The organism is Paenochrobactrum glaciei (assembly GCF_039522165.1).
Classification (GTDB): Bacteria; Pseudomonadota; Alphaproteobacteria; order Rhizobiales; family Rhizobiaceae; genus Paenochrobactrum; species Paenochrobactrum glaciei.
The window spans coordinates 1-25,901 of sequence record NZ_BAAADE010000009.1 but is presented as its reverse complement, the minus strand read 5'-3'; the positions used below and the strand labels follow the sequence as shown (position 1 = coordinate 25,901).

Genomic DNA, 25,901 nt, shown 5'->3' with positions numbered 1-25,901 from the left:
AATTTAAACGGCAATCGTCAATGATTTCAAGCTTTTAAGATTGCCGTTTATACTTATAAACCCAAAGAACTAAAGCTCTTGGCAATATTGCTCAATCAGTTTTCGTTTTTCATCGGCAGAAGCTTTGACCAGTTCATGCAATGAAAACGGAAAATCATCCGGCAAAACTTGCACGACATTTTCAAATGCTTGATCAAAATGGGCAACTATATATTCAAACGCATCCCGCACCACATTTTTGGCAATACCGGCTTTGGTGGCGCTTTGCATAAAATGGCGCGGCTGAATTTCGTGACACAGATAATGCTTGTTCTGCCCCACCGACATTGCAAGCTTCATCTGTCTGCGATTGATTTCTTTTTGCGCCAGATTTGGCAATACCGTCAAAATATCATAAAAAGGCGTCATTTTAAAACCACCGCCTGGCAGCATAAAAATACTGAAATTTTTCGCATGTCCGTCGGTAGCGCCAATCATCCAAAACAAAATCTGCGCAATCATAAACCGCGTTTGATCGCTTTGCGGGTCATCTCCCGCTTTTAAAAGGTTAAGCACCTGCACAATGCCAGGGCCACCATCAGCCTGATATTTAAGGCTAGGCGGGCAGGATAGAGCCTGACACATGTCTTCCTGCGGCAGTCGCAACAAGCGCTCCCCTCTTCTCCCCTCCCCTCCCCTCTTATTTTGGGCATTTTCCCGCCAGACGCGGTCGAAGCGCTCAATCACCAAGGCTTTTGTCTGACCAAAAATCTGCATTTCCACATTGGCAACCAGCAGCCCAAAGGCTTTGAACAGGCTCATGCAGTAAAATTCATTTTCAACACTATTGGTCAGATCAATGCCATTGGGCAAAGTGCCAATCTGCGTCTTAAAAATATGTGTCGTCGGTGTCGTGCCAAAAGGTTTCAGCCATTGGCCCTGATATTGCAAAAGAGCCGTTTTCTCCTGTGCGCCAGCCACAGAAATGCGAAAATCACTATCCCGCCCCAGCCCCAAAGGTGCCAAGGCCAGATTGTTTAAAATGGCTTCAATCTGATTATCATCCACCACCTCGCCTTCGATCTTATGCTCAAGGCTATGATCGTCTTCATCATCCAAAAACTGCAAGGCACCGACACAATCACGGCCAATGGCTTGCAAGAGCCCGTAGGCATCAGCACTGCGCGCGCCGGTTTTCTCGGCAACCAAACGACGCAAATGCGGTGAATCCGGCAAGAGATTGTCAAAAACCGCACTCACCACCTCCCCCCGATAAGCATCTTCGCGCAAAGGCAGCGACAACGAAATCGGAAAGCTGTTGGGACGCTCAAGCCATGAGACATCATATTGAAACTCAATGGCATTGCTTGGAAATTTCCGCAAAAACCCAACCAAGCGATTGTTTAACAGCACCTGTAACGGGCGATATTGCGCGCGCCTTGCCATTAATCCAGCCAATCTTCCAGATCACTGAGGCTTGACTGGCTGCGGGTGCCGATGTTCATATCCAGATCAAGCGCCACCAAAACACTGAGCAAATTATCCAGCCGAATGGCCGGATTACCGCTTTCCAGCAGTGAAATACTCGCTTGGCGCAACCCTGCCCGCTCGCCAAGCTCTGCCTGACTAAGCCCCTGCTTTTTACGGGCGCGGCGAATAAGATTGCCTATCTGCTCTGGACTGCGGGCTAATTGTTTCATAGGGTTTTTATAGTCTATAGACTATAAACAGGCAATATACGATTGAGCGTATAATTTCAAAATATACGGATTGCCGTATAATCTTATTTTATTCTATTTAACGTATAGATTGTTCTGCCTTCAAGCTGCTTTCAGCCTCAGTTTCCGGATCAAAAATCCAGTTAAGCAGACCTGTTGTCACCGCAATCGCCATGCCAGGCCAGATCATCAGCATCGGATAATCAAAGATAAACATCCGATATTCAAACAACATCGAGCCCCAATCAGGCTTGGAAGGGTCAGCACCCAGACCAATAAAAGCCAGTGAAGCATAAGCTACCACCGCCATGCCAGCCTGACTGCCAACATATGTCAGCATCACCGGCAAACTATTGGGCAAAATATGCCGTAATATCAGCCTTATGTGCCCTACTCCCAACGCATGTGCTGCCTGCACAAACGGACGCCCTAAAATGCGCCGCGTGAGTGTATGCGCCAGCAAAGCATGCGGCCCAACACCTGCAAGCCCCAGTGCCAAACTCGCGCTTAAAGGTGTAAGGCCAAAAATGGCGGCTGCTGTCAGAGCGATAATCAATGTCGGGATCACAATTGACATTTCGCACAGGCGCAAAATGGCCGATCCGCGCCAGTCATTTAAAACGGCAGCCATTGTGCCAAACAATGCCCCGCCCGAAAAACCAACGAGCATCACACAGACAATCACACTCCCCGTGCGCCAGCCGCCCACCATAATGCGCGAAAGTAAATCGCGCCCCAGATGATCTGTGCCAAGCCAATGGGAGAATGACGATGAGGCATAACGATTGCCCAGATCAACCATGTCGGGATCATAAGGCTGCCAGAAAAATCCGAGCACGAAAAACAGACTTAACAGACCGAGCAGACAATAAGGGATAAGACGTGATATTCTCATGCGGCACGCGGATCCAAACGGCTTAATATCGTGAGGATTATTGCATTGAGCACCATCATCCACAGAGCTACCACCATCACATAAGCAATCAAAACCATATGATCGCGCGCCGAAATACTCTGTACCAAAAACTGGCTGATGCCGGGCAAGTTAAACAAAATCTCCATCGTTGCTGTGCTGCCGATCACCCATCCCGCTTCCGATCGCACAGCACTCAACATCGCATAAAGGGCTGAGCGATGGCCGTGATGCCAGCAAGCCTGGCGTATGGATAGGCCTTTAGCCAGTGCCGTGGTGAAATAAGCCTGTTCACGCGTATGCAATAAATCGCGGCGATAAACCCGCGTCAGCACACCAAGCGAATGCAGGCTGATGATAATAATCGGCAAAATATAAGCGCTGTAACTGCCAGAAAACGGACGCAGTATTTTAAAATAAACGCCGAAGAACCATAACAAAATAAGCGCTAACCAGAAGCCCGGCATTGTCTGCACAAAGATCGATAAAAAGCGGCTGGCACGATCAATGACGCCTTTGGGCTTCAGAGCTGCAAAAAAGCCAAACGGAATAGCCAGTAAAATTGCCAGTGTCAGACCGCTTAAACCAAGCGCTAATGACACGGGCAGGCGGCGCAAAAATTCAGTTAAAACCGGCTCGCCTGTGCGAAAAGAGCGCCCCCAATCGCCACTGACAAAACCTTTCAGCCATACCAGATAACGCTCCCACAATGGCAGGTCGAGCCCCCATTGTGTGCGCAGTGCTGCCACCGTTTCATCAGTGGCAGCAAGATTCCATGCACGAATGGCAATCATCACCGGATCGGCAGGCATTGAAGCTATAATGCAAAATGCCAATAGCGATATGAGCAAAAGGCTCAAAGCGCTGCGCGTCACACGTTGAATGATTGCCTGCATCATAATGCTATTTTACTCGCCCATATCCGCGCGCAGCACATGATAATCCGAGCCCCATGGCTGGTAATTTTCCAACCGCTTGGAAAGGCCAACCGTCCAAACCGGAGAAACAAGGAAGGAGGCCGGAACATCTTCAAACAGTTTTTCCTGCGCCAGACGTGCAATGTCTACACGTTTTGCCATATCGGTTTCACTGGCAAAACCATCAATGATCGTGTCAAACGCGCTACTTGCATAACGACTGAAATTAAGCGATGCACCAGTGCGCAACATCGAATTGAGGAAGAAAGCCGGATCACCTGTTGGTGCGGTATGCTGTGCCCATAAGAAGACATCAAAATCGCCTTCAGCACCATATTCATTACCATTTTCAACGATTTTTGTTTCTACCTGCGCACCCATCGCCATCAGCGCTGATTTCATCACCGGAATCATGGTCACAAAATCGGCACGCTGCGAGTAGGTAGCAACCAGCAAGGACAATGGCTTGCCGTCTTTTTCACGAATACCAGACGCGTTCTTCACCCAACCGGCATTATCGAGAATTTTCTCAGCCTCGGCTAAGTCTGTGACACGCGGCTCTTTCATCGCAAACGGGAAATAAGCGGCATAAGCGCCAGTGGCAATATTGCCGGCATTGATCGACTGAATAAGTTGTGTGCGGTCAAGTGCCAGATCAATGGCGCGGCGCACCTGCACATCTTGCAGGGCAGGGCGGCTTGTATTGAGGAAAGCAAAATACTGATAGCCGACATCAAAAGATTTTAACACCAGATCAGAATTGTTTTTCAAACGCGGCAGAGTTTCGGATGGCAGGCCAAAGGCCAGATCCAGCTCGCCGGATTCAAACGCCAATGCCAGACTTTGACTGTCGCCGAATTTTTGCAAATGAACAGGTGAGCGTTTTTCTGCACCTTCAAAATGCGGATTGGCAATCAGTTCAAGCGATGTATCAGCCTTAAAAGCGCTGATCGCATATGGACCTGTATAGACCGCCTCGCCCTTGTCGTTAAGCTTATAAACAATGAGCGGCCATTCGGCAAAAAGCGCCTGAATGAGTGCCACCGGTTTTTCGGTGTTGACCATCAGTGTCAAATCATCCGGCGTTTCAAACTTAATCAGACCACCGGTTGCGTGCGCCGCTTTATTGAGTGCAAATGTATTATCAAAACCGGAAGCAATCGCTTTCGCCGTCACGGGCGTACCATCTGAAAATGAGCGATCTTTTTTGAGCGTGATTTTCCAGTTAAGATCATCAATGCGCTCGGCCGTCTGCGCCAGTTCCGGCACCAGTTCACCAGCCTGATTAACCGTGTACAGATTTTCACCAACACCATGACTTGCCAGCGCCCAGCCGTTAGAGCCTTTCGCCGGATCAAGTCCATTGGTCATAAAGCTTTGCCCGATGCGCAAAATTTCAGCGCTGTGCGCAATTGAGGCAACACCCACCAATCCCGATACAACAATGAGGGAAGCCAGCCATTTCTTTAAAATTGGACGCATGATAATCTCCGTTGAGGATGCGACATAAGACACTTAGAAATTTTAAACTTTGCGCAAGCGCTGCTTTTTACCGCTAGCGCTATAGGCATAATCTTCCACCGGCTGACCACCCAGCAGATGCTCAGTGATGATGCGATCAATCGCTTTTTCAGTGACACCGCCATACCAAGTCCCATCAGGAAAAACCTGCACGACCGGCGCCAGATTGCACGGGCCCAGACAGCTGGTTTGCGCACTCATCATACCGTCTCCGACGATGCGTAATTTTTGCCGCTCCTGCTCATTGCGCAAGTGGCACCAAATCGCATCAGCCCCTGCCGCCTGACAGGCACGACCTTCACACACCAACATGCGATATTTTTGCGCCGGTATCAGCGAACCTTCATTAAACGGTTTTTCCAGCGGGGGGAGGGGAATGGATTGTACTGTCTGCTGCAACAGGTTTTTGAGAAGCTCCGCCCAATGCGGGCTTTTATCAAGCGTCGCGCCCAGCTTAATTTCCGGCCATGATTTGTCACTTTCCTGCTGCCAGCGGCGCAGCGCTTTAGTGATCCATAGCTGAAAGCTCGGCTCCATCGGCAAGACAAGCGGCAGCACCAAAATCTGATCAAATGACTGCTCTGTAAGTTCCAGCAAAGCCTGTTTGAAAGACGGGCGCCCTTGCTCACTAAAGGCATAGATAATGTGAGCCTGCGGATATTGCACGGCTGCAAGCTCGGCAAGCTTTTGCATATCCTGATGAGGCGCTGCGGCAAAGGCAGATTTAGCAAGCAAGATCACAGCCTCTCGTGTGGCTGCTGCCACAGGCACTTGATCTTCTAAAGCTCCAAACTGATCCATATTGACCTCCACCTCAAATCCAAATGAGGCGGAAAGAAAATGCGCATATGGTTTAATAACACCCATTGGCGCATTCTTGCGGCACACCCCGACCACAGAATTCATCGCGTCAGGGCAGGTCTCCTGGCTCACGGGTCAGTGCTTTCAAGCCGCCTTCCCGACAGTTTCCTGTCAGTGACATATTAGCTTTCAGCTCGCCGTTCACAGTTGCGGGTCAGCTCCGGTCTTGCACCGGATTCCCTCTTAAGCTTCCGGCGTCAACCGGAAGACCATGACGGTGCAAAACTATAGTGAGGCGTTGATAAGTCAAGCGGGATTGAGGCACTTTCCAAACTGTTCCCAACAGGGAACTATCAAGCACTGAGATACGAATTGAAGCGTCAATTTTAAAAGTTCCCAGCTGGGAACTCGTGTAAAAATGGGCATTTGCACTTAACTACAGAATCGGACATATTGAAGCTACGCTAAATTGTCGTATTTCGGAAAGTTTGCGTATTTTGAAGGTCGTTAACTGCTTGTTAACCATATGTGGTCTAGAGCAATATACGGTTTAAGGAGAAATCGGTTGTCTCGTCATTTAAGCAGTTTGCATTTTATGAACACCTTTTCGAGCAAGCTCGACAAGGCGCTGAATAATTTATCCCTTGCACAATATCCGCCGGATGCTTTCCGCACCATGCGCAAATTCACCTCCACTGAGGTCGCAGGCTTATTGGGCGTGACCGAAGCTTACATTCGTCAGGTCTCGTTAAAAGGGCAGGGGCCTGAACCGGAAACACTGGCCAATGGTCGCCGTCTTTATACACTGGAACAAGTGTTGGAGCTGCGGATGTATCTGGCCGAAAACGGCCGCAAAAAATGGATTAATCCGCGCCGCGTTGAAGGCGAGGAATGCCAGATCATTGCCGTCACCAACTTTAAGGGCGGCTCGTCCAAAACATCCACCACCATTCATTTAGGTCATTGGTTGGCTTTGCGCGGCTATCGTGTGCTGGCCGTTGATATGGATCCGCAGGCATCTTTAACCTCGCTGCATGGTGCTTTGCCTGATTTTGATTATCGCGACGGGGATACGCTCTATTCCTCCATCCGCTTTGATGATCCGATCCCAACACAGCAGATTGTACGCAAAACCCATATTGCCGGTTTTGATGTTATCTGTGCCGGTTTGGAACTGACCGAGTTTGAAACCTCCGTAGCGCTTGAAATGCGTAAAAGCGGTGGCACCGGTTTCTTGCTGCGTGTTTCGCAAGCGCTTGAACAAGTGGCCGATGATTATGATGTTATCCTGCTGGACTGTGCGCCATCACTCAACTTCCTCACGCTTTCATCGCTGACGGCTGCAACCGGCGTTCTCATTCCGGTGCCGGCGCAAATGCTGGATGTGGATTCCACCGCCAAGTTTTTGGAGCTTGCTGCATCTTACATGCAAATCCTTGATGAAGCCGGGGCAGGGGCACAATGGGACTTTGCTAAATTCCTGATTACCAAATTTGAAGCCAATGATCATCCGCAAGCCAATATGCAGGCTTTGATGCGTCAGGTCTTTGGTGAAGATTTGCTGCTTAATGCCGTTTCCAAATCAACTGCTGTTTCTGATGCTCTTACTTGGAAGCAAAGCCTTTATGAAGTGCAGCGCGCGCGTTTCTCTGCACCTAAAACCTATGACCGCGCAATTGAATCCATCAATGCTGCAAATGCAGAAATTGAAAACCTCATTGTAACTGCATGGGGACGTGAATTATGAGCCGTAAAGATTCAAGAGGCATGTTTGCTGCCGTTCTCGGCAAATTGGATGAAGAAGCGACAACCGAACAAGCAACCGCGCGTTCGGCTTCGCCACATCTGATGAAAGTCGCTGCCGGTGTACGCCATATGCAAGAACGCAGCGAGCTGGCCGAACGTTTATTGAAAAACGCCGATCAGATTGTCGAGCTGGAGCCGGAACTTATTCTGCCCTCCACAATTGATGATCGCTTTGACAGCGCTTATGATGATGCCGCCATTGCTGAAATTGTTGCCTCCATTGAAGAGCGCGGCCAGATCGTTCCGGGTCTTGTGCGTCCGCTTGAAAATGAACCAGGCAAATTTCAGATCGTTTATGGCCGTAGACGTTTGGCAGCCGCCAAACAATTGGGCATCAAATTTAAAACTGCCATTCGCAGTTTAAGCGATGAAGAAGCGGTAATCTTTCAGGGTGAGGAAAACACCGCCCGTGAAGATCTCTCCTTCATTGAAAAATGTCTGTTTGCTGTGGCGCAGGAAGAGGCCGGTTTCAAGCGTGAAACCATTTGTGCTTCCCTTTCTACCGGCAAGTCACATATTTCCGAAATGATCCGCATTGGGCAATCCCTGCCAAAGTCAGTTCTTTATGCGATTGGCAAAGCGCCCGGCATTGGTCGCGGTCGTTGGGAAGAATTTGCCAAATTATGGCAACAAAATACACCAGATCACGCCATCGAAACCCTGCTTTCGCATACTGATTTTAAAGCATTAAGCTCTGATGAGCGCTTTCTCAAAATCCTGAGCAAGCTAACCTCTCGTCAAAAAGCACAGGCTCAGCCTACACAAAAGCCGAAAAACTTATCCAACAGCACCCAATGGAATGCTATAGATAGGGCAGTGAATGTGTCGGTGAAGAGGAGCCAGAAGAAAACGACATTATCGATTGAAGCTGCTGACAGTACAAAATTCGCTGATTTTATTACCAATCAGCTGGATGAGTTATACGCAGCCTTCAAGAGACAATAGGGCGGTGAAAATCGTCCGATGATAAAAATTTAACCAGGAGCGCAACCGCAAAAGAAAAAGGCCACCAAAACGTTTCCGTCATGGAAGCCCTTCTCAAACCTTAAGCACGTTTAGAATCGCATTTCCATGAATCCCTGTCAAGCCTTTGGAACGTCTTTTGGGCGAACAAATTTCTTTTGCCTGAATTTAGAGGGTGAAGAACCATGGATGTGCAGTTTGCAACGACCCCTTTCGGGGGGCGAACGATATCGCTTGACCTTTTGTCAGCGCAACATCTTGCCCGTAAATCCGATATAAAAGATAAAAAAGCTGATAAATGGCAGCTTTATAAAGCCCTTTGTGAAGGTCGTTCGCACTTCAATGTCAGCGATCGTTCCTTAGCTGTGCTCAGCGCTCTCTTGTCTTTTTATCCTGAAACAGTGCTGAATGAAGAAAGCGGTCTTGTTGTCTTTCCTTCCAACAAGCAATTGTCACTACGTGCCCATGGCATGCCTGACACAACCTTGCGTCGTCATTTAGCCGCGCTGATTAGTGCCGGTCTTATCATTCGTCGTGATAGCCCCAACGGCAAGCGCTATGCCCATAAAGACAAACAGGGTGCTGTACAGGAAGCCTTTGGCTTTTCGCTCGCTCCGCTGCTCGTGCGTTATGATGAAATTATTCAGGCAGCAGACCAAGTTGCGCAAGCTAATCTCAAACTAAAACGCACCAGAGAACGCATTACCCTTCAGCGTCGTGACATTGCTAAACTTATCGATGTGGCTCTCACTGAGCAAATGTCAGGTGATTGGACTGTGCTTTATGCAGGTTTTAGAGCCATTGTTGATGCTCTGCCGCGCCGTGCCACACTCAATCAGCTTGAAACCATTTTAGCTGCACTCAATGCTTTACGTACGGAAGTTGATAAAACACTGAAATTAAATGAAAATACCAAGAAAATGAGCGGCAATGACTGCCAAAATGAGCGGCAGCATAATGAATCTAATACTAATTATTTATTTGAATCTGAACCAGCTTTAGAAAAGATTGAAACAGATTTTTCGGCCAATGTTGAAGTTCAAACAAAACATCCGTCTCTCACGCTCAGTCTTGTTTTAAAAGCCTGTCCCGAAATTACAGATTATGCAATCAACGGAATTGAAAACTGGCGCGATCTGATAATCACGACAGCACAATTGCGTCGCTATCTTGATATTTCCACCTCAGCCTATCAGGATGCGCTTGATCAGCTGGGACAAGAAAATACAGCGATTGCAATTGCTTGTATTTTACAACGTTCCAACCATATCCAGTCAGCTGGCGGCTATTTGCGAACGCTTACAAATAAAGCACGGGCAGGGGAGTTGTCTATTCCGGCAATGGTTATGGCCAGCCTTAAAACAATCAATAAGTATAAATTATAGATCATATTTCGTATGATAATTTTTATGATTAATACTATATCTGTAACAGAGGTGCTTTAGTGTAAGTCTCATTGCAAAATTTAGACAGTATTGAAACGCTGCATTGTAAATAAGAATGAACATTGATGCGTTCTTGACTTATATGAAATGCTATCAAGCTGCTGACGAAAATTGAGAACAAATTAATGCTCACAAGGGACAACCTCTGCGGCTCAAGATGCGCATGAAACAATTATAACAACACGTTGCGCTACTTCATGCTTGCTGTGCAGTCCATCTTTAAAACTTAATGCTATTATCATTTAACGAATTAAATTGACTAATGTAAACGCTTACATTAAATATGTAATCGCTTACATGGGGAATCATAATGATTGCAATAAACGTTTATAATCCGGCGAAGCCTTCAGAAGTTGTCTGGACAGGAAATGAAACTGGGATAGAAACCATTCCAACAATGCTCAGTAAAGCAAAAGCTGCACAAAAAAGCTTTGCGCATCTTTCTGGGCGTCAACGGTATACAATCATTAGTAATTTTCTTGATGCTTTAGAAAAACGCAGCAGCGATATCGCGGAAAGAATGATTTTAGAACAGGGTAAACTTGCAGGGGAGGCTGCAGGTGAAGTTGCCAAGTCGTTGACAGAAGCGCGCTGGATGCTCGGCCGTTGCCTTGAGCAGGTGGGTGAAGTGATGGCATCAATGCGCCCCGATGTTAAGGCGATGAAACTCCGGCGCCCGCGTGGAGTTATTCTAGCAATTACCCCGTGGAATTTTCCAATTTTAACGCCACTACGCAAAGTTATTCCAGCTTTAGTTTTCGGTAATGCTATCGTCTTAAAGCCATCAAGTGATGCTCCGGGGGCCGCCACTATTCTTTATGACGTGGCTTGCGAAACATTACCAGCTCATCTTGTCACAATACTTTATGGTGGCAGCAAAGTGGCTAATGCCGCAATTTTATCAGAAGATATTGCGGCAGTGACTTTTACTGGCTCGACTGATGTAGGTAAGCTAGTGATGGCCAGTGCAGCTCAGGGTTTGAAAGAAGTTTCCTTAGAACTCGGTGGAAAAAACGCTGTTATTGTGCACGATCCGGAAAATCTTGATGCTGCATTAGAGCATATCGTGCGATCGGCATTTGCCAATGCAGGACAGCGCTGTACTGCGGTTAGTCGTGTTCTGGCGCATGAAAAAATACGTCATGACGTTATTGAGGGACTGAAGCGCAGAATTGCGACATTGCGACCAGGTGCTGGTCATGATGCACGCTCAACCTTGGCTCCCTTATCAACCAAAGGGCAATTCGAAAAAGTCGCCTCAGTCGTTTCAGATCTCCAGCCAGCTCAAGCTTCTATTTTGATCGGTGGCAAGCCTGCTAAAAATGACAATGGCGGCTATTTTTTCGAACCGACATTGGTGGAAGTTCATGAAAAAGATTGTTTCCTGAATACGGAAGAGGTTTTTGGTCCTTTGTTGGGTCTTGAGTTTTACCAAGATGTGCAGGAGGCAATCGAGCGTGTGAATGATACGCCTTACGGCCTTTCTGCATCCGTTTTTGCATCATCTTTAAGTGTTGTACGTGCGTTTGAAGAAGGTATCGAAACAGGAATGCTGCACATAAACCATGGTACTTTTCCGGATGAAAATATGCCGTTTGGTGGTTGGAAAGCCTCTGGTATCGGTGCAGCAAGTGTGGGGGCAGAAGCTGCACAATTTTTCACGCGTGTGCAGGCTGTTTATGAAGGATTATAAGGTCTAAAAATAATTTTAGTGGGAGGAATGAATGAAAATTTTACGGACAATGGCAGCAGCTTCTTTGCTGACTGCTTTGATGGCTGGGACGGCTGTTAATGCTGCTGAGAACCCGATCGATTGGCGCAGTGTACAACATGCTAAAGTAGACAAGCAACAAGTCATGCGCATCGGTCATTCGGTAAATATGGAATGGTCATCACATACGGCCGTTTTAAAGCGTTTTGCTGAGCTGGTTGCTGTCTATTCAGGTAATGAAATTCGTGCAGAACTCTATCCCGGTTCACAGCTTGGTGGTGAAGTGGAGATGTTACAGCAAGCGCGTCAGGGTGCTTTGCAAGTGTCTTTACCGGCGATCAATAATTTGGCAACTTTAGCGCCGATCACCAATATATTTGTGCTGCCATATATTGCGACCAGCACTGCTGAAGTGAATAAGCTTCAAGACGAGCTGACACCACTGATTAATGATACGGTTGTTAAGCAAGCAGGAATTCGCATTGTCGGCTGGGAAAACAGTGGATGGCGTGTATTTTTCTATAAAGGCAAAAAAGCTTTCGAAAAGCCTGAAGATCTCGCTGCATTGAAATTGCGTGTACCGCCTAATGCGATCATGAATGCGACATATAAAGCGTGGGGTGGTAATGCAACACCACTGGCATGGAACGAACTCTATAGCGCTTTGGAACAAGGTGTCGTTGATGGTGGTGACAGCCCAATTACTGATGTGATTGGTATGAATTTCCATGAAGTCATTAATAAAGTAACACCACTTCATTACACGATCTTGAGTCACCCGATTGTGGTGAGTGAACGTTGGTTTCAGGGCTTGAGTGAAAAACAGCAAAAGGCTGTTCTACGTGCTGGACAAGAGGCAACAGACTATATTCGTTGGTGGCAGCCTATGGACGAACAAGGCTGGTGGGATCGGGCGCAAAAAGCTGGCGTTGAAGTATTGCCTTTAGCTGACGAAACACTCTGGATGGAAACTGCCCGTCAGGTCTGGCCGCAGTTTTATGACGCCATTGCACCGAATGGTGAAGGTGAAGCGCTCGTTAATAAAACGCAGCAAATTCTCGAGGATTTCCGTAAGTCTCAATGACAATTCGGAGCGGATTGGATTTTAAAATCCATCCGCTCCGGATCAAGGGTTCTTACTTAACAAGAAATTCCAGTGATTGTGCAGTATTTTTCAGGGTCATGTTTGTGCGTGGCCTTGAGATTTCCGGCTGCAGCTATCTTGAAAGAAACGATCATGACACATGCCTCTTCGGTGCGGCGGGTTGTGCTGCTTAGCCTTTCCCGTGTGCAGGTGTTGATATGCCATGCGCTATTAACATTGATGATTTTGGCAATTACTGCGCAAATTGTTGGTCGCAGTATTGGATTTAGTATTGATGTAACCGAAGAGGTTGCGCGGTTTAGTTTTATTGCCGTGGTTTTTGTGGCCGCTGGATATACGTCAATGCACGGGGATCATCTGGCGATCACTTTTGCACTTGATAAAGCTGGTGAAGGCACGTTTCTGCGCAAACTATTAAATACACTAATCTTTGTATTCACAGTCGGCTTTGATGCAGTGTTTTTATACCTTTGCATTTATGGTCTGCTGGATGGTTTTGCATGGCCGAATGTCAGTCCTGTTTTGGGTATGAATGTCGCCTATCTTTATTTGGCGCCGGTTATTGGTTTTTCATGTTCCATTGTTGCGCGTTTGTTGACTTTTGCACCTATTCAAAAATCAACAATTGATGATGATGTGCATGCAGCAGAGCAGGAGGCAGGCCTATGAGCATGCTTAATCTGCTATTGATTTTTGGCTTGCCTGTACTTTTGCTCATCGGTGTGCCGATCTATGCCGCTCTCGGGGTGGTTGGTCTGGGTGCAGTTTACTTACAGGGCACACCAATTCTTTTTTCTGCGCAAAGCGTCTTGAACGGGGTCGACAACTTTCCATTGCTTGCCATTCCTGCATTTGTTCTTGCTGGTAAAATTCTTGAAAAAAGCGGTGTCGTTCAAGATCTCTTAAAGGTATTTCAAGTCACGCTGGGCAATTTACCAGGCGGTTTGGGCGTTGTAACAATTGTTACATGTATGTTCTTTGCGGCTATTTCCGGCTCCGGTCCGGGTACCGTGGCAGCGGTTGGCGGATTGATGATACCTGCCATGTTGCGCGCCGGATATTCACCAGGTTATGCAGGTGCAGTGTCTGCCTCAGGTGGGACACTTGGTGTGTTAATTCCACCATCAAACCCGATGATTGTTTATGCGATTATCGCGAATGTTTCTGTCTCGAAATTATTTATTGCTGGTGCATTGCCCGGTTTGCTCTTTGGTATTGGCTTGGCTTTTACCGCTTATCTGACAGCACGTTTCCGTGAAAAAGAAGCACTGAAAATCGGACGTGAGATGACAGGATCTGGTGTTCCGATGTCTCGCCAGCTCGGTAGAGCGCTTTGGGGGGCAAAGTGGGGACTGATGATGCCGATCATTGTGCTCGGCGGTATTTATAGTGGTCTGTTTACGCCTGTTGAAGCATCAATCATTGCAGTGCTTTATTCGTTGTTTGTGGCGGTTATTGTTTATCGAGGCTTATCAATAAAAAGCTTAGGTGAAGCATATTCAGAGACGCATCTTTTATCTGGTGCACTCATGCTGATCGTTGGTGTTTCAACCTTGTTCGCACGCGTGATTACACTTGAGCAGGTGCCACAGCAATTAGCTGAACTTATTCAGGTGATCGCACCAAATGCTTTGATCCTATTGTTGCTGATTAATTTGCTCTTGCTGTTTTTAGGCGCGTTTCTTGAAACCATGGCGGCGATTATCATTTTGTCTCCTATTCTGGTGCCGATTGTAAAAGCCTATGGGATCGACCCGATCCACTTCGGTATCATTTTGATCATCAATGTGCAGATCGCGTTCCTGACACCACCATTAGGGGTCAATCTTTTCGTTGCAGCTAATGTAGCCAAAACACCGGTTGAAAAAATTGTTCGAGCAATTCTGCCATTCCTTCTGGTGCTGCTCATTATGCTTGCTGTCGCGACACTTGTGCCGGGTCTAAGCCTCTGGTTACCGGAGTTACTATCATGACAACAGATACTTATAAAAACGTCGCCGGCGTTGTGATTGCACATGATGACGACAATGTCGCAAGCATTTTGTCAGATGCTGCCAGTAAGATTATGGGCGTTCCCTTCGGACATAAGATAGCGCTGAAACCCATAGTTAAGGGAGCGGAAATCTATAAATATGGCGTTGTGATTGCGCATGCCACAGCGGATATTGAACAAGGAGAGCACGTTCATGTTCACAACTGTGCCTGAGATGCCTGAAACAATCATGGGCTATCTTCGCAGTGACGGCCGTGCCGGATTGCGTAATCATTTAGTGGTTCTTTCAACTGTTGCACTGACAAACCGATGGGCAGAGTTGATTGTGGCAGGTTTTTCGTCAACCGCAGGGGATGCACCTGTTCTGATTTCAGGAGATTATTGGCGAGGCCTTCGCGGCGCTGATGTTCAGTTACAGCATGACACGTTAGCTGCGATGATGGCACATCCCAATACCGGTGCTTGCTTGGTGCTGGTGCATGACACTGTTTCTGCAAATAAGTGGCGTGAGGCAGCGCAAAAGCTTGATCGTCCTGTAACTGTTCTTGCCTTGATGGATATGAGTGGAATGCAGCATGCCGTCGGGCAAGGAAAGTCTGCACTTTCTGCTTTGGAAATTGCGCGTCAGCAGTTTGTTCAAACGCCATGTGGCTGGTCAAAATTTACCATCGGTCTGGAGTGTGGAGGGTCAGACCCAACAAGTGGTGTAGCGGGTAATCCTGCTGTCGGTATATTTGTTGACATGATGCTGGCAGCCGGCGGCACAATTATTGTCTCTGAAACGGCGGAGTTTTTAGGCGCGGAAGCTGTCGTTCAAAAACGGACACCGGGCGCACAAAACTGGGCTCGTATAAATGGTTACTTTGAAGCATGTGAGCGTCGTTTTTCAGAGGATGGTGAATCCTATCGCGGTGTTAATCCTACTGCCGAGAATATTGAAGGTGGGCTTTCAACACTAACTGAAAAATCGATGGGGGCTGTTTGCAAAACGGGTTCTGCACCTTTCGCAGGTGGTTTGGATTTTGGTGAGAAAGTGACCGGAGCCGGGCTTTGGTTTATGGACACCCCGTTTTTTAGTCCGGCCTCTTTGAATGGTATGGTCGCCGGCGGTGCAGTCGCCGTTTTGTTTGTGATTGGTGTTTTTAATCCTTGCGGGCATGAGCTGGCACCAACCTTAAAGATTTGTGCCAATGCGCGTACAACAGACCGTTGGTCAGATGCAGTTGATGTGAATTTAAGCTCTGTCATTACGGGTCACATGTCGCTTGAGGAAGCCGGACAGCATATTAGCGATGCACTACGTCAGGTGTCACTTGGCCAGCAAACTGCCGCTGAAAAACATGGCGAGCGCTCCACAATAATCCCTTATGGCCAATGGCCGCTTTAATCACTGGAAACCTGTGCGGTTTAAAGCCGGTTCCGGTTGTAAAAGGACGAATTGAGTATGTTGAAGCAAGTGAATGATGGCGCAGAGATTTTCGATGAGATTGTGACCGTCAATTACGTTGTGATTGGATCCGGTTCATCTGGTAGCGTTGTTGCAGCACGTTTGAGCGAAGATCCGAAAGTGCGGGTTTTACTATTAGAGGCTGGCGGTGCGGATCGTTCTTTTTGGACAAGGGTGCCGATCGGATACGGTAAAACCGTTTATGATCCAAACTTGACCTGGCAATATAGTACACAACCACAGGCCGGGCTTGATGGGAAAGTAGTGCAATGGCCACGCGGGCGTATTGTTGGTGGTAGCAGTGCGATTAATGGCCTTGTTTATACGCGCGGTCAGCCCGAGGACTATGACGAATGGGAAGCCTTAGGCAATAAAGGGTGGGCATTTCGCGATGTATTACCGTTTTTTAAACTGTCAGAAAAAAACGAGATGGGTGGTGATGCCTATCACGGAGCTGATGGACCTTTAACGGTTAGCAATTTACGCGTCAAAAATGCATTATGTCACGAATATACCCGTTCTGCTATCAATGCGGGTATTCCTTTCAATAAGGATTTTAACGGAGCTACACAAGAAGGTGTGGGGCCATATCAGCTGACAGTATCAGGGCGATTACGGATGTCGGTTGCTCGTGCTTATCTGACATCAGCTGTACGCCGCCGTGATAACTTTGATCTTTGGACGCATTGTTATGCTGAGCGCGTAATTGTTAAAAATGGTCAGTGTGTTGGAGTGGCTGTTCAGCGCGACGGTCGAAAAATTCTGGTAAAGTGTGAGGGTGGCGACGTTATTTTAAGTGCTGGTGCGCTTGAAAGTCCGGCACTTTTACAGCGCTCTGGTATTGGTGCGTCAACAGATCTTCATGCTGCAGGCATTGACGTTGTACATGAGAGTGTTGGCGTTGGCTACAACTTGCAGGATCATTTGCAAAGCCGTGTGATTTTTAAATGTAACGGCAAAGATAGCCTTAACGATATTATGCGCAATCCTTTACGCATTGGTTTCATTGGTCTCGATTGGATATTGAGAGGGCGGGGGCCTTTGACATCTGCTGCTGGTCAAGTAGGGCTTTTTGCAAATGTTATGGAAGGAAAAGGGCGCCCTGATACTCAGTTCCACATAATGCCATGGAGTGCACAAAAACCGGGTGAACCTTTACATGATTATTCTGGTTTTACAGTTTCTGTTTGCCAATTGCGCCCCTTTAGTCGTGGTAGTCTTGTCCCAGTTCGTAATGAAAAAGGAGAGCTGAGTTTGCGTGTTGATCCTTGTTATTTACAGGATGAACGTGATCGTGAAATTTTGCGAAAAGGTATGCATCTGGCACTTAATATTGCCAAAGAAAGGCCGTTTGCTGATCGTGTTATTGATGAGCCAACTGGGTTCAGACAGGCGGAAAAACAAGGGCAAAGTGCGTTTGATGCAATAATGCACCGCAATGCGTCGACGATTTTTCATCCGGTTGGTACATGTCGGATGGGTAATGAAGCTGATCCTGCATCAGTTGTTGGCGCAGATTTACGCGTACATGGTATTCGTAACTTACGGGTGGTAGATGTCTCTGTAATGCCGACACTTGTTTCAGGCAACACAAATGCTCCTGCAATCATGATTGCAGAAAAAGCGGTGGCTATGATTAAAGAGCAATGTCAGCGGTGATAACTGCTGACATCAATCAAAAAAGAAGATTGCTTATAAAGGCTTTACCATATTGTTTTTATTGAGATCAGTGTGATTGTAACAGAAGTATTATCTCCAATCATGTATCTTAACTTTATAAGCAGACGACACATAAAATCAGGGGGCTTTGATGCGTGAGCGCGCAGCAACTATTCAGGATGTAGCACAACGGGCAGGGGTCTCAACGGCGTCTGTTTCGCGCTATGTGCATGCGCCTCAAAGCGTTTCTCCGGCGACAGGACAGCGTATTGAGGATGCGATTGTCAGTTTGAATTATATACCAAACTTTGCGGCACGATCGCTGACCGGAGCCTCTAGCCAAGCTGTTTATTTAATTGTTCCTAATCTTTCCAACCCCGTTTTTGCGGAGGCATTTAACGCCACACGAGAAATCTTGCGCGCTCAAGGGCATAGCTTGTTTGTGTCAGAAAGTAATTTTTCTGCTGAAATAGAAAGCCAGCTCATAGAAACTTTAGTTCAACGTCGCGCTGAAGCTGTAATTTTGCTTGGTTGCCAGCACGATCCGCGGGCTATTGAGCTTTTACAATCTCGCAATGTCGTTGTTGTTGAGACATGGTCAATCTCACAAGACAGTACATTTCTAAATGTGGGTTTTGATAACCGTGCTGCTGGTTATGCTATCGCCAACCATTTGTTGGAAAAGGGATGTAAGAAAATTTGTTTCATCGCTCCTGACCTGAAAGGTAGCGATCGAATGACCCATCGTTATGAAGGCTTTTGTGATGCTTTGCGTAATCATAATATTCCGCTTGAAGACGGAAATTATTATGAGGCATCAGGTCTACACTTCGGCGAAGGTGCGCGCATTTTTGAGCACATCATCAGTGATGCACCGGACATTGATGGCTGTGTTTTTGCCAGTGATGTGTTGGCAGCAGGTGCTATTTTGGCGGCGTCTCATTTAAATATCAGAATACCTCAGGACATGCGGGTTGTCGGCATCGATAATATGGAAATTTCCAGATTGGTGAAGCCAATGCTCACAACGGTTCAAATAGAGGGAGAGCGGTTGGGTGAGTGGGTTGGACGTTTAATCCTGCAGCGTCTTGGCCAACTACCTGAAGCTGACCAAAAGCAATTAGAACAGTCTATCTCCAGTGCAAAAACTCATGAGCAGCAAAACGCCGTTATACTTGATAGCGGTGATGTTTTACGTTTTTCGGGGCCTGAACGCTCAGCAGCTGCAATTCGTCAAGTTGAGCTAGGTTTTCGATTGATTGAGCGTGACAGCAGCCGTTAATAGGCAAAAGAAAAGCTATTCATTATGAAGAAAATTACATCTTATTTGCCTATTCTGGAATGGAGCAAAGGCTATAACCGTTTGACATTAACGAGCGATCTAATCGCTGCCGTTATTGTAACAATCATGTTGATCCCTCAATCATTAGCCTATGCAATGTTGGCAGGCTTGCCGCCTGAAATTGGTTTATATGCGTCTATTTTGCCTCTGATTGCTTATGCTATTTTTGGAACTAGCCGGACTTTGGCTGTTGGGCCTGTTGCGGTCGTGTCTTTGATGACTGCCTCGGCGATTTCGCAGTATGGCGGAACAGATGCTCTGACTGCTGCTGTCACACTTGCACTTTTATCCGGGTTTATTTTGTTGCTGATGGGTATCTTGAAGCTTGGCTTTATAGCTAATTTTCTCAGTCAGCCTGTCATTTCCGGTTTCATTACTGCATCAGGCCTATTGATTGCTGCTAGCCAGCTGAAAAATATTTTCGGCGTTTCTATCCATGGCGATACCATGATCGACATTATGTCCGGTTTATGGTCACAAATCCATGCAGTTAACTGGATTACTCTGGCTCTTGGTGCCGGTTCTGTTGTTTTTTTATATTTTTCACGGTTACGTTTGAAGTCATGCCTGCAGGCTATTGGTGTTAATGGACGCAGTGCAGATATACTTACGCGCGCCGCACCAATTTTAACTGTGGCAATAACCATTTGGCTAACCACAGCATTTGATTTAGGTAATGAAGGCGTATCTTTGGTTGGCGCTATTCCGCAAGGACTACCAGCACCTAAACTCCCTATGGTTGATTTCGAACTCATTAAGATTTTAATCGCACCAGCTTTTTTGATTAGCCTTATCGGGTTTGTTGAATCTGTTTCAGTAGCTGAAACGTTAGCTGCGAAGCGCCGTCAGCGTATTGTGCCTGATCAGGAACTTATCGGCTTGGGTGCCGCTAATATTGCCTCGGCAATATCATCGGGTTATCCGGTCACCGGCGGTTTTGCACGTTCCGTTGTTAACTATGATGCAGGTGCTGAGACGCCTGCTGCCAGCATATTTACTGCTCTTGGTATTGCTGTAGCGACATTACTTTTAACACCTTTGCTGGCAAATTTACCGCAAGCCACTTTGTCTGCAACGATAATCGTCGCGGTTTTGTCACTGGTCGATTTCAGATCCGTGGCTCGTGTTTATAAATATTCAAAGTCAGACTTTTCAGCCATGGCAGCAACTATTTTAGTGACTTTAGGATTTGGCGTTGAGCCTGGCGTGGTGTCAGGTGTTTTATTATCATTGATCTTGCATCTATACCGAACCAGTAAGCCGCATATGGCAGTCATAGGGCAAATACCAGACACTGAGCATTTTCGTAATATAGAACGTCACGACGTACTAACTGATGATAGCATTTTATCATTGCGGATTGATGAGAGCCTTTATTTTGCCAACAGACGTTTTTTAGAAAACCGTATTGAAGAATTAGTTGCAAAAAATGCTTCTATAAAACATCTGGTTTTAGTGTGTCCTGCAGTAAATCTGATTGATGCGAGTGCAGTGGAGAGTTTGGAAATGATCAGTCACCGACTTAATAATTTAGGTATTCAGTTGCATTTATCAGAGGTCAAAGGCCCAGTCATGGATCGTTTGCAAAGAACAGATTTTTTGAAAAACTTTAAAGGCAGCGTGTTTTTGAGGCAGTATGAAGCAGTAATGACTTTGCAAAAGAAAGCATAAACGTGAGCCGTATGATGGCCTTATATCATAATAATCAGAATGTTAGATTATACTAAAATGACGTTAGTATTAATTTTCGAGCAGCCTATCTAACTTAAGTCTGAAATTTTTTATATAAGATCAGATTAACCAGTCCAAAGCGTTGGGGAGTATGAAGAACTTAAAATTGCGATCAGGGATAACGGGCAGATAGTCCATTTTTAGTGCGTCCACATCTAGCAATCAGTGGATGTTACATGGTTGTGTTCGGTCATCGCGGTACGCTCGTTGCGCGTGAACTCGGCATAAAAGTTAAGGCTGTTGTGAAGCAGCTTGATGATGTTTCTTCGGCGGTTGCTCAAGGACAGAAAATTCATCGCGCTCTAATCTATTTTTTAGTGAGCGCGCATATTTCGTCAAGAACTTACTGGATAGGGGGGTGACCAAAGAGGTCATTAAAGCAGTAATCAGCGTTGACGATGCTATGCTTTCCAAGATGTTAAGCGTTGCTGAAATTATACCTAATGAGTTTATGACTGTTTAGGGGCTAGCTAAAAAATCGGCCGTGATAAATGGCTGAGTCAGCCCGGGGGACATTTGCGGGCGCTGATTGAAAAGGCACGGGTAGGAGAGTATTCTGTGTGGTTGATTTTAATGGCAGCGGCAAATTGTATATCTTGTGGCGACAGTGCGAACTGATGAGTGCAATAGCAGGTGATGAAAATACTGTCTGCGACATCACACAAAGGCTTCGGACAGAAGATTCCAAACCATGGATTGGCTTTCTATAAAAGAGGTTGCACTCTTATTCGCCGATAGCTACTTTGCCTGGTGGGTGCTGGTGCTCACGCGATCGAGCAGTTTGTCGGTTCTGTTTTTCGTTATCATGACGACATTGATTTTCTGATCCTAAGTCGAGGTGCCGCTGTCGCACGAAATTTATTAGGTAACTGGGATATGTGGATGGCAGTTCCATTTTGATAATTGCGCCCTTGGCATAGAAAAGAGATTCTTCTCGATTCCGTGTCGGACGTATGGTGTCGAAAACATGCCGACGATCCTTGATGCTTCCAGTTAATGCTGGACGAAGCAGATGGTCCGAGATAGAAATCGCGTTGTTCGTCGGAAGTTTCGATGCCTGTCATTTTCTCGGCTGTTACAATCAAGAAGGTGTTCCCTTTCTCTCGCCAGAGGTCCAATTGTTCTGCAAGGCAAAGTCTCCCCGACCCCACGATGGCACGTCAGCGCAAGCTTGTTCTGCCCTGGCCCGAAGATGAAATGGAATTTGCGGCAATCACTGTAGCGGAGCCTACAATTGAACCGATAGCACCACCAGCTTTTCGCGTTGAGAGATTCTGCGGATCGGCTCAAGCTTATCTACTGGGATGGAACGGGTAACCAGCACGCTTACAGCAATCGTTAATGGGCATAAATATAGTCATATCAACCAACTCTTTCCGTGGAAATTTCTGGGGGAGGTGGCGGCTTAAAACCCCAGTTAGGATTTTAAAAGTCATATGCCAAGAAGTTGGTAAATACTTAGCTGCTTATATCATTATAATGACGGCGCATTGTCGTGATTGTCATATCAGCGTATGATTTACGCAATTCACTAAAGATTCGACGGAAGTTGATTACGGCCACAAAAAAACGGAACGGGGCCGGATCTTCGGATCGGGACTAACAGGATTGGCATCCTGCTATTTATTCAAAAATCGAATGAGTTTCATCTAGTTTTTTGTGTTTATTTTTTGGGGAAACAAAAAACGTGATGATACATACTCTATCTTTGGGGTTACAGCCATGCAGCACCAAGCCATAAGGCTTATGGGTCAGATGGAGATTATTGCCCAAGTTGATCACGTTTTTGAGTTGGTTAGCAAGCTTATATCTATGCCTGAGGATCTCGATCCGGTTAGCGGTGCGCTTTATGAAACCGTGCTGGAACGTCGTTAGCAACTTATCAACGCCAAAGAAGAGAAGGCGCTACCGCTTCCCTTCTATTTTACAATGCCGTCAAAAAAGCAATGTCCCCAGAGACCTTCAGTAAAAATAAAGAAAACAAATAGCCTATTATATATCCAAAATACAGCCCTACGGATAAATTACAACCGTTTGCACAAAGTAATGTGTCTTTTGAATAGAGATTGATGGCAAACCCGTGCCTAATCAAGCTGCGATTTTGCCAACTCGAAGAACGTTAAGCATGAATCTTGCCACAAACTTGCCCCCTAATGGTGTGCGAGTGTTGTTGATTGATGCAGATCCGCAAGGCAGTGCTTTAGATTGGGCGACAGATCCACTAAGGTTATGTCCATATCATTATTGATTGCTCTCACGGGCGGTAAAGAGGAGAACTGGTAGCTTTTTATTGTTTCTTTATTAATGACTAATTAACAACGTAAATTAATTAATTATAATAGTTGTATCAAATAGGTATTAGTAAAGTATTCAGAGGGAATAGCCTTTAGTTCAATTTTTTTCGTGAATTATGCGGTTTTACTAATGATGGATGCGCAGACTTTCAGTTGTTTTGAGTGATTTATTCCAGAATGGGTCGTCATGTTCGGTATTCAAAAATTATCAAATAGAGAAAATAGCTTTGATTTTTTGAGACTAATGGCAGCGTTAGCGGTCCTCGTGTCGCATCATTTTCCTTTATCTGGAGAACCTGAACCGATAATTCCAATATTTAATGACACGCTCGGTGGGATTGCCGTTGAAATATTTTTTATTATGAGCGGTTTCTTGATTTATAATTCGCTCATACGGAACTCAAATTGGGCGCCTTTCTTTTCCGCTCGAATTCTCAGACTTATGCCTAATCTATTGGTAGCGTTGGTGTTTACTTCAATACTTATGTTGTTTTGGTTTGGTAATTTTTCAAATATAAGTGCGTATATAAATTATATAACACGAAACTGTTTTATGTTTTTTAATGGTGTAGTTTATCAAATTCCGGGCGTACTTGAAGGTAGGCCAAACGAATCCGTAAATGGTTCCTTATGGACGCTTCCATATGAATTTTGGATGTATACAGTTCTTTTTGGTGTGTTCTACTTTAAACCTATACTTCGTGTAGTTTTATGTATCGCATTGATTGCTTTGTTTGGCTATTTGGCGATTAATGGAAAATGGGATGAGACGTTTCAATTTTTCAATGTTCACCCTAGCACAGCAGCGACGGGTAAGTTAGGTTTGCAGTTTTTTTCGGGAGTTATTATAGCGATATTATGGCCATATTTCTTTGAAAGAAAACGTGTAGATTACCATCTAGTAGTTACGGCTCTGGGGCTGGTTATGACTATATATATGGTGCCGGGTGTTTTGTTTTCGATCGCGGTAGCCATGTTAATAATATACATCGCAATGTTAAAGGCTTTTTCCTTTTTCTCCAAGGTGGGGGACTGCTCCTACGGAGTTTATATATTTGCCTTCCCTGTTCAGCAGATATCGATATTGGCAATCGATGGATTTTATCTTTCTATGGTGACATCCGTATTCGTTACCATACTGATGGGGTATTGTAGTTGGCATTTATACGAGAAGCGAATGATGCTCCTTCGCTTCTCATTAGCACGGGTATTGATGTTACCTTTTAGTGCTTTCCATGGGGTACGAAAAACCCTATCGCTTGATTGAAAGGTGATCCGAAGCTGAACTGTATGATTATTAGAGCAGCGTAAATTCGCACTAAACACCGTCCCGCCCGGGATGCCGTCTTCGGGCAACCAATCTGACGACAGATCCGTTCAAGGGTTTGCACGACATTCTCACCACGCTAATTATACCGAGGATCCGTTGCTGGAGAATACCAGAGATGTGTAACGACGATGGTCAAAATACGTAGTTTCTTATCCGTTGCCAGTTGGTCATGGACAAAATCTATCGCCCAGACCTGATTGCTGTGCGTGATCTCCTGTCGATCTTGCCTGAGTTTTGCTTTCATCTGACGCTACGGGGGTAATTAAGCAATTGTAGACCTAATTCATTGTAAAGACTGCGTGTTCGTTTCATATTTATCTCCCAGCTTTCACGCCACAGCAAGACATGGACGCGACGATAGCCATAGCGCACATGGGCCCTGCAAATCTCCTTAATCCGAAGGTTTAAGGCTGTTTGCTCGCCACGTTTGTGCTTATTAGGTGCATAGAGAGCGTTCGATCCGTAATGTAGAACACGTCTTTCAAACACGCTGCACTTTATTAATAAGCGCACGGCGACGAGCAGGCCTAAGAGCTTTTTTGATAAAACGTCCTGCAATATTGCTTTATCCAGGATGAGATCCGCGACAAGCCGTTTAAGTTTGGCATTTCCTCTTCAAGCTGACGAAGCCGTTTTACCTCTGAGGGCATCAGTCCGGTAAAGCGTTTACGCCAGCCGTAAAAGGTCGATTCAACAATACCTGTCTGCGGCAAACTTCCTCAATTGGCGTGCATCTTCAGTCTGCTTCAAAATGAAGGCAATTTGTGCATCTGAAAATTTATCCGCTTTCATGAAATTCTCCTTCTTCCGTGAAGGGTGTTATAAATGGAACATCCCAGCTGAAAATGGTCCGGTTTTAAGCGAGCATGTTATGAAAAGCTAAGTTTCCCCTGAAAAATGGAGGAGTATTGGGTTTACGTCAGAGCGTAAGAGCAGGGAGATATACGAAATATATGCCTCTTCTTTGTGGAGATTGACTGCGCCTTTGCGTGCGTTGAAGCGATTATTCTCTTAGTTTAATGATACCCTCCATTTATTTTTTGTTTATGTATGAAAACAATAAAAGGGGTTGGAATTATTTGTTAATGTACCGCTGAATTTGACCTGAGCCCCAACACTCCTCCATTTTTCAGGAGAGTCTTGGGTTATACTATTGGCCTTAAGCGGCCTGTTTTTCTAGAGCCATTTTTATGGCGAACTCATTCGGTGTGACATTGCCGAGTGAA

23 protein-coding genes, 1 pseudogene and 1 riboswitch are annotated in these 25,901 nt (G+C 46.0%); of the genes and pseudogenes, 17 read left to right on the top strand and 7 right to left on the bottom strand.

What is annotated here, in order from left to right; all coding sequences use genetic code 11:
- Window positions 1-69 precede the first annotated feature (69 nt).
- The 6 genes from ABDZ76_RS14980 to ABDZ76_RS14955 form a co-directional block, all read right to left on the bottom strand.
- On the bottom strand, window positions 70-1,425 hold the full coding sequence (locus ABDZ76_RS14980) for a type II toxin-antitoxin system HipA family toxin (protein WP_343807162.1): 1,356 nt from the start codon (window positions 1,423-1,425) through the stop codon (window positions 70-72).
- Window positions 1,425-1,679, bottom strand: a complete 255-nt coding sequence (locus tag ABDZ76_RS14975) for a helix-turn-helix domain-containing protein (protein ID WP_343807159.1) — start codon at window positions 1,677-1,679, stop codon at window positions 1,425-1,427. Before ABDZ76_RS14975 ends, ABDZ76_RS14980 begins: the two co-directional genes overlap by 1 nt.
- Window positions 1,680-1,776: 97 nt before the next feature.
- Window positions 1,777-2,592, bottom strand: coding sequence for an ABC transporter permease (locus ABDZ76_RS14970; RefSeq protein WP_343807155.1), 816 nt, complete (start codon window positions 2,590-2,592; stop codon window positions 1,777-1,779).
- Complete coding sequence (locus ABDZ76_RS14965; protein WP_343807152.1) at window positions 2,589-3,509, bottom strand: ABC transporter permease; 921 nt, start codon at window positions 3,507-3,509, stop codon at window positions 2,589-2,591. Before ABDZ76_RS14965 ends, ABDZ76_RS14970 begins: the two co-directional genes overlap by 4 nt.
- A 9-nt stretch (window positions 3,510-3,518) precedes the next feature.
- The gene (locus ABDZ76_RS14960) at window positions 3,519-5,009 is read right to left on the bottom strand and encodes an ABC transporter substrate-binding protein (protein ID WP_343807149.1); all 1,491 of its coding nucleotides are present in this window, start codon (window positions 5,007-5,009) and stop codon (window positions 3,519-3,521) included.
- Window positions 5,010-5,051: 42 nt separating this feature from the next.
- A complete protein-coding gene (locus ABDZ76_RS14955; protein ID WP_343807146.1) occupies window positions 5,052-5,849 on the bottom strand; it encodes a (2Fe-2S) ferredoxin domain-containing protein in 798 nt (265 codons plus the stop codon).
- 96 nt (window positions 5,850-5,945) lie between these two features.
- A riboswitch (cobalamin riboswitch) is annotated at window positions 5,946-6,138 on the bottom strand.
- Between the two features lie 276 nt (window positions 6,139-6,414).
- Here ABDZ76_RS14955 and repA point away from each other — a divergent pair.
- The 17 genes and pseudogenes from repA (at window position 6,415) to ABDZ76_RS14870 (ending at window position 24,612) form a co-directional block, all read left to right on the top strand.
- Window positions 6,415-7,596, top strand: a complete 1,182-nt coding sequence (repA, locus tag ABDZ76_RS14950) for a plasmid partitioning protein RepA (protein WP_343807143.1) — start codon at window positions 6,415-6,417, stop codon at window positions 7,594-7,596.
- A complete protein-coding gene (repB, locus tag ABDZ76_RS14945; RefSeq protein WP_343807140.1) occupies window positions 7,593-8,600 on the top strand; it encodes a plasmid partitioning protein RepB in 1,008 nt (335 codons plus the stop codon). The genes repA and repB overlap by 4 nt, the downstream gene beginning before the upstream one ends.
- A gap of 203 nt (window positions 8,601-8,803) precedes the next feature.
- Window positions 8,804-10,003 (top strand): plasmid replication protein RepC, encoded by a 1,200-nt coding sequence (repC, locus tag ABDZ76_RS14940; protein WP_343807137.1) that lies wholly within the window; start codon window positions 8,804-8,806, stop codon window positions 10,001-10,003.
- A gap of 370 nt (window positions 10,004-10,373) precedes the next feature.
- Window positions 10,374-11,756 carry an aldehyde dehydrogenase family protein gene (locus ABDZ76_RS14935; protein ID WP_343807133.1) on the top strand — a complete coding sequence of 461 codons (1,383 nt, stop codon included), beginning with the start codon at window positions 10,374-10,376 and terminating at the stop codon, window positions 11,754-11,756.
- Window positions 11,757-11,787: 31 nt separating this feature from the next.
- The gene (locus ABDZ76_RS14930; RefSeq protein WP_343807130.1) at window positions 11,788-12,858 is read left to right on the top strand and encodes a TRAP transporter substrate-binding protein; all 1,071 of its coding nucleotides are present in this window, start codon (window positions 11,788-11,790) and stop codon (window positions 12,856-12,858) included.
- 72 nt (window positions 12,859-12,930) lie between these two features.
- Window positions 12,931-13,548: a TRAP transporter small permease gene (locus tag ABDZ76_RS14925; protein ID WP_343807127.1), complete on the top strand. Its 618-nt coding sequence runs from the start codon at window positions 12,931-12,933 to the stop codon at window positions 13,546-13,548.
- On the top strand, window positions 13,545-14,852 hold the full coding sequence (locus ABDZ76_RS14920; RefSeq protein WP_343807124.1) for a TRAP transporter large permease: 1,308 nt from the start codon (window positions 13,545-13,547) through the stop codon (window positions 14,850-14,852). The genes ABDZ76_RS14925 and ABDZ76_RS14920 overlap by 4 nt, the downstream gene beginning before the upstream one ends.
- The gene (locus ABDZ76_RS14915; protein ID WP_343807121.1) at window positions 14,849-15,085 is read left to right on the top strand and encodes a UxaA family hydrolase; all 237 of its coding nucleotides are present in this window, start codon (window positions 14,849-14,851) and stop codon (window positions 15,083-15,085) included. Before ABDZ76_RS14920 ends, ABDZ76_RS14915 begins: the two co-directional genes overlap by 4 nt.
- Entirely contained in the window at window positions 15,066-16,259 is a 1,194-nt protein-coding gene (locus ABDZ76_RS14910; RefSeq protein WP_343807118.1) for a UxaA family hydrolase, read from the top strand. The genes ABDZ76_RS14915 and ABDZ76_RS14910 overlap by 20 nt, the downstream gene beginning before the upstream one ends.
- 57 nt (window positions 16,260-16,316) lie before the next feature.
- Window positions 16,317-17,978, top strand: coding sequence for a GMC family oxidoreductase (locus tag ABDZ76_RS14905; RefSeq protein ID WP_343807115.1), 1,662 nt, complete (start codon window positions 16,317-16,319; stop codon window positions 17,976-17,978).
- Window positions 17,979-18,129: 151 nt separating this feature from the next.
- The gene (locus ABDZ76_RS14900; RefSeq protein WP_343807112.1) at window positions 18,130-19,260 is read left to right on the top strand and encodes a LacI family DNA-binding transcriptional regulator; all 1,131 of its coding nucleotides are present in this window, start codon (window positions 18,130-18,132) and stop codon (window positions 19,258-19,260) included.
- 24 nt (window positions 19,261-19,284) lie between these two features.
- Window positions 19,285-20,991, top strand: coding sequence for a SulP family inorganic anion transporter (locus ABDZ76_RS14895; protein ID WP_343807109.1), 1,707 nt, complete (start codon window positions 19,285-19,287; stop codon window positions 20,989-20,991).
- Window positions 20,992-21,227: 236 nt separating this feature from the next.
- Complete coding sequence (locus tag ABDZ76_RS14890; RefSeq protein ID WP_343807106.1) at window positions 21,228-21,413, top strand: ParB N-terminal domain-containing protein; 186 nt, start codon at window positions 21,228-21,230, stop codon at window positions 21,411-21,413.
- A complete protein-coding gene (locus ABDZ76_RS14885) occupies window positions 21,410-21,514 on the top strand; it encodes a hypothetical protein (protein WP_343807089.1) in 105 nt (34 codons plus the stop codon). The genes ABDZ76_RS14890 and ABDZ76_RS14885 overlap by 4 nt, the downstream gene beginning before the upstream one ends.
- Before the next feature lie 1,259 nt (window positions 21,515-22,773).
- The gene (locus ABDZ76_RS14880; RefSeq protein ID WP_343807086.1) at window positions 22,774-22,926 is read left to right on the top strand and encodes a hypothetical protein; all 153 of its coding nucleotides are present in this window, start codon (window positions 22,774-22,776) and stop codon (window positions 22,924-22,926) included.
- Between the two features lie 250 nt (window positions 22,927-23,176).
- A pseudogene (locus tag ABDZ76_RS14875) lies at window positions 23,177-23,263 on the top strand (ParA family partition ATPase); the annotation flags it as partial.
- 269 nt (window positions 23,264-23,532) lie between these two features.
- Entirely contained in the window at window positions 23,533-24,612 is a 1,080-nt protein-coding gene (locus ABDZ76_RS14870; RefSeq protein ID WP_343807083.1) for an acyltransferase family protein, read from the top strand.
- A gap of 303 nt (window positions 24,613-24,915) precedes the next feature.
- Here the strand turns inward: ABDZ76_RS14870 and ABDZ76_RS17690 are convergent, their stop codons facing one another.
- Window positions 24,916-25,164 (bottom strand): IS3 family transposase, encoded by a 249-nt coding sequence (locus ABDZ76_RS17690; RefSeq protein ID WP_374844757.1) that lies wholly within the window; start codon window positions 25,162-25,164, stop codon window positions 24,916-24,918.
- Window positions 25,165-25,901 lie beyond the last annotated feature (737 nt).

What these genes read in the sequence shown, in the direction of transcription:
- repB (WP_343807140.1), top strand. Translation starts at nt 7,593, where the DNA reads ATGAGCCGTAAAGATTCAAGAGGCATGTTTGCTGCCGTTCTCGGCAAA.
- ABDZ76_RS14870 (WP_343807083.1), top strand. Translation starts at nt 23,533, where the DNA reads ATGTTCGGTATTCAAAAATTATCAAATAGAGAAAATAGCTTTGATTTT.
- ABDZ76_RS14900 (WP_343807112.1), top strand. Translation starts at nt 18,130, where the DNA reads ATGCGTGAGCGCGCAGCAACTATTCAGGATGTAGCACAACGGGCAGGG.
- ABDZ76_RS14880 (WP_343807086.1), top strand. Translation starts at nt 22,774, where the DNA reads ATGCAGCACCAAGCCATAAGGCTTATGGGTCAGATGGAGATTATTGCC.
- ABDZ76_RS14920 (WP_343807124.1), top strand. Translation starts at nt 13,545, where the DNA reads ATGAGCATGCTTAATCTGCTATTGATTTTTGGCTTGCCTGTACTTTTG.
- ABDZ76_RS14955 (WP_343807146.1), bottom strand. Translation starts at nt 5,849, where the DNA reads ATGGATCAGTTTGGAGCTTTAGAAGATCAAGTGCCTGTGGCAGCAGCC.
- ABDZ76_RS14965 (WP_343807152.1), bottom strand. Translation starts at nt 3,509, where the DNA reads ATGATGCAGGCAATCATTCAACGTGTGACGCGCAGCGCTTTGAGCCTT.
- ABDZ76_RS14975 (WP_343807159.1), bottom strand. Translation starts at nt 1,679, where the DNA reads ATGAAACAATTAGCCCGCAGTCCAGAGCAGATAGGCAATCTTATTCGC.
- ABDZ76_RS14935 (WP_343807133.1), top strand. Translation starts at nt 10,374, where the DNA reads ATGATTGCAATAAACGTTTATAATCCGGCGAAGCCTTCAGAAGTTGTC.
- ABDZ76_RS14890 (WP_343807106.1), top strand. Translation starts at nt 21,228, where the DNA reads ATGGTTGTGTTCGGTCATCGCGGTACGCTCGTTGCGCGTGAACTCGGC.
- ABDZ76_RS14980 (WP_343807162.1), bottom strand. Translation starts at nt 1,425, where the DNA reads ATGGCAAGGCGCGCGCAATATCGCCCGTTACAGGTGCTGTTAAACAAT.
- ABDZ76_RS14895 (WP_343807109.1), top strand. Translation starts at nt 19,285, where the DNA reads ATGAAGAAAATTACATCTTATTTGCCTATTCTGGAATGGAGCAAAGGC.
- ABDZ76_RS14910 (WP_343807118.1), top strand. Translation starts at nt 15,066, where the DNA reads ATGTTCACAACTGTGCCTGAGATGCCTGAAACAATCATGGGCTATCTT.
- repC (WP_343807137.1), top strand. Translation starts at nt 8,804, where the DNA reads ATGGATGTGCAGTTTGCAACGACCCCTTTCGGGGGGCGAACGATATCG.
- ABDZ76_RS14970 (WP_343807155.1), bottom strand. Translation starts at nt 2,592, where the DNA reads ATGAGAATATCACGTCTTATCCCTTATTGTCTGCTCGGTCTGTTAAGT.
- ABDZ76_RS14960 (WP_343807149.1), bottom strand. Translation starts at nt 5,009, where the DNA reads ATGCGTCCAATTTTAAAGAAATGGCTGGCTTCCCTCATTGTTGTATCG.
- ABDZ76_RS14930 (WP_343807130.1), top strand. Translation starts at nt 11,788, where the DNA reads ATGAAAATTTTACGGACAATGGCAGCAGCTTCTTTGCTGACTGCTTTG.
- ABDZ76_RS14915 (WP_343807121.1), top strand. Translation starts at nt 14,849, where the DNA reads ATGACAACAGATACTTATAAAAACGTCGCCGGCGTTGTGATTGCACAT.
- ABDZ76_RS14905 (WP_343807115.1), top strand. Translation starts at nt 16,317, where the DNA reads ATGTTGAAGCAAGTGAATGATGGCGCAGAGATTTTCGATGAGATTGTG.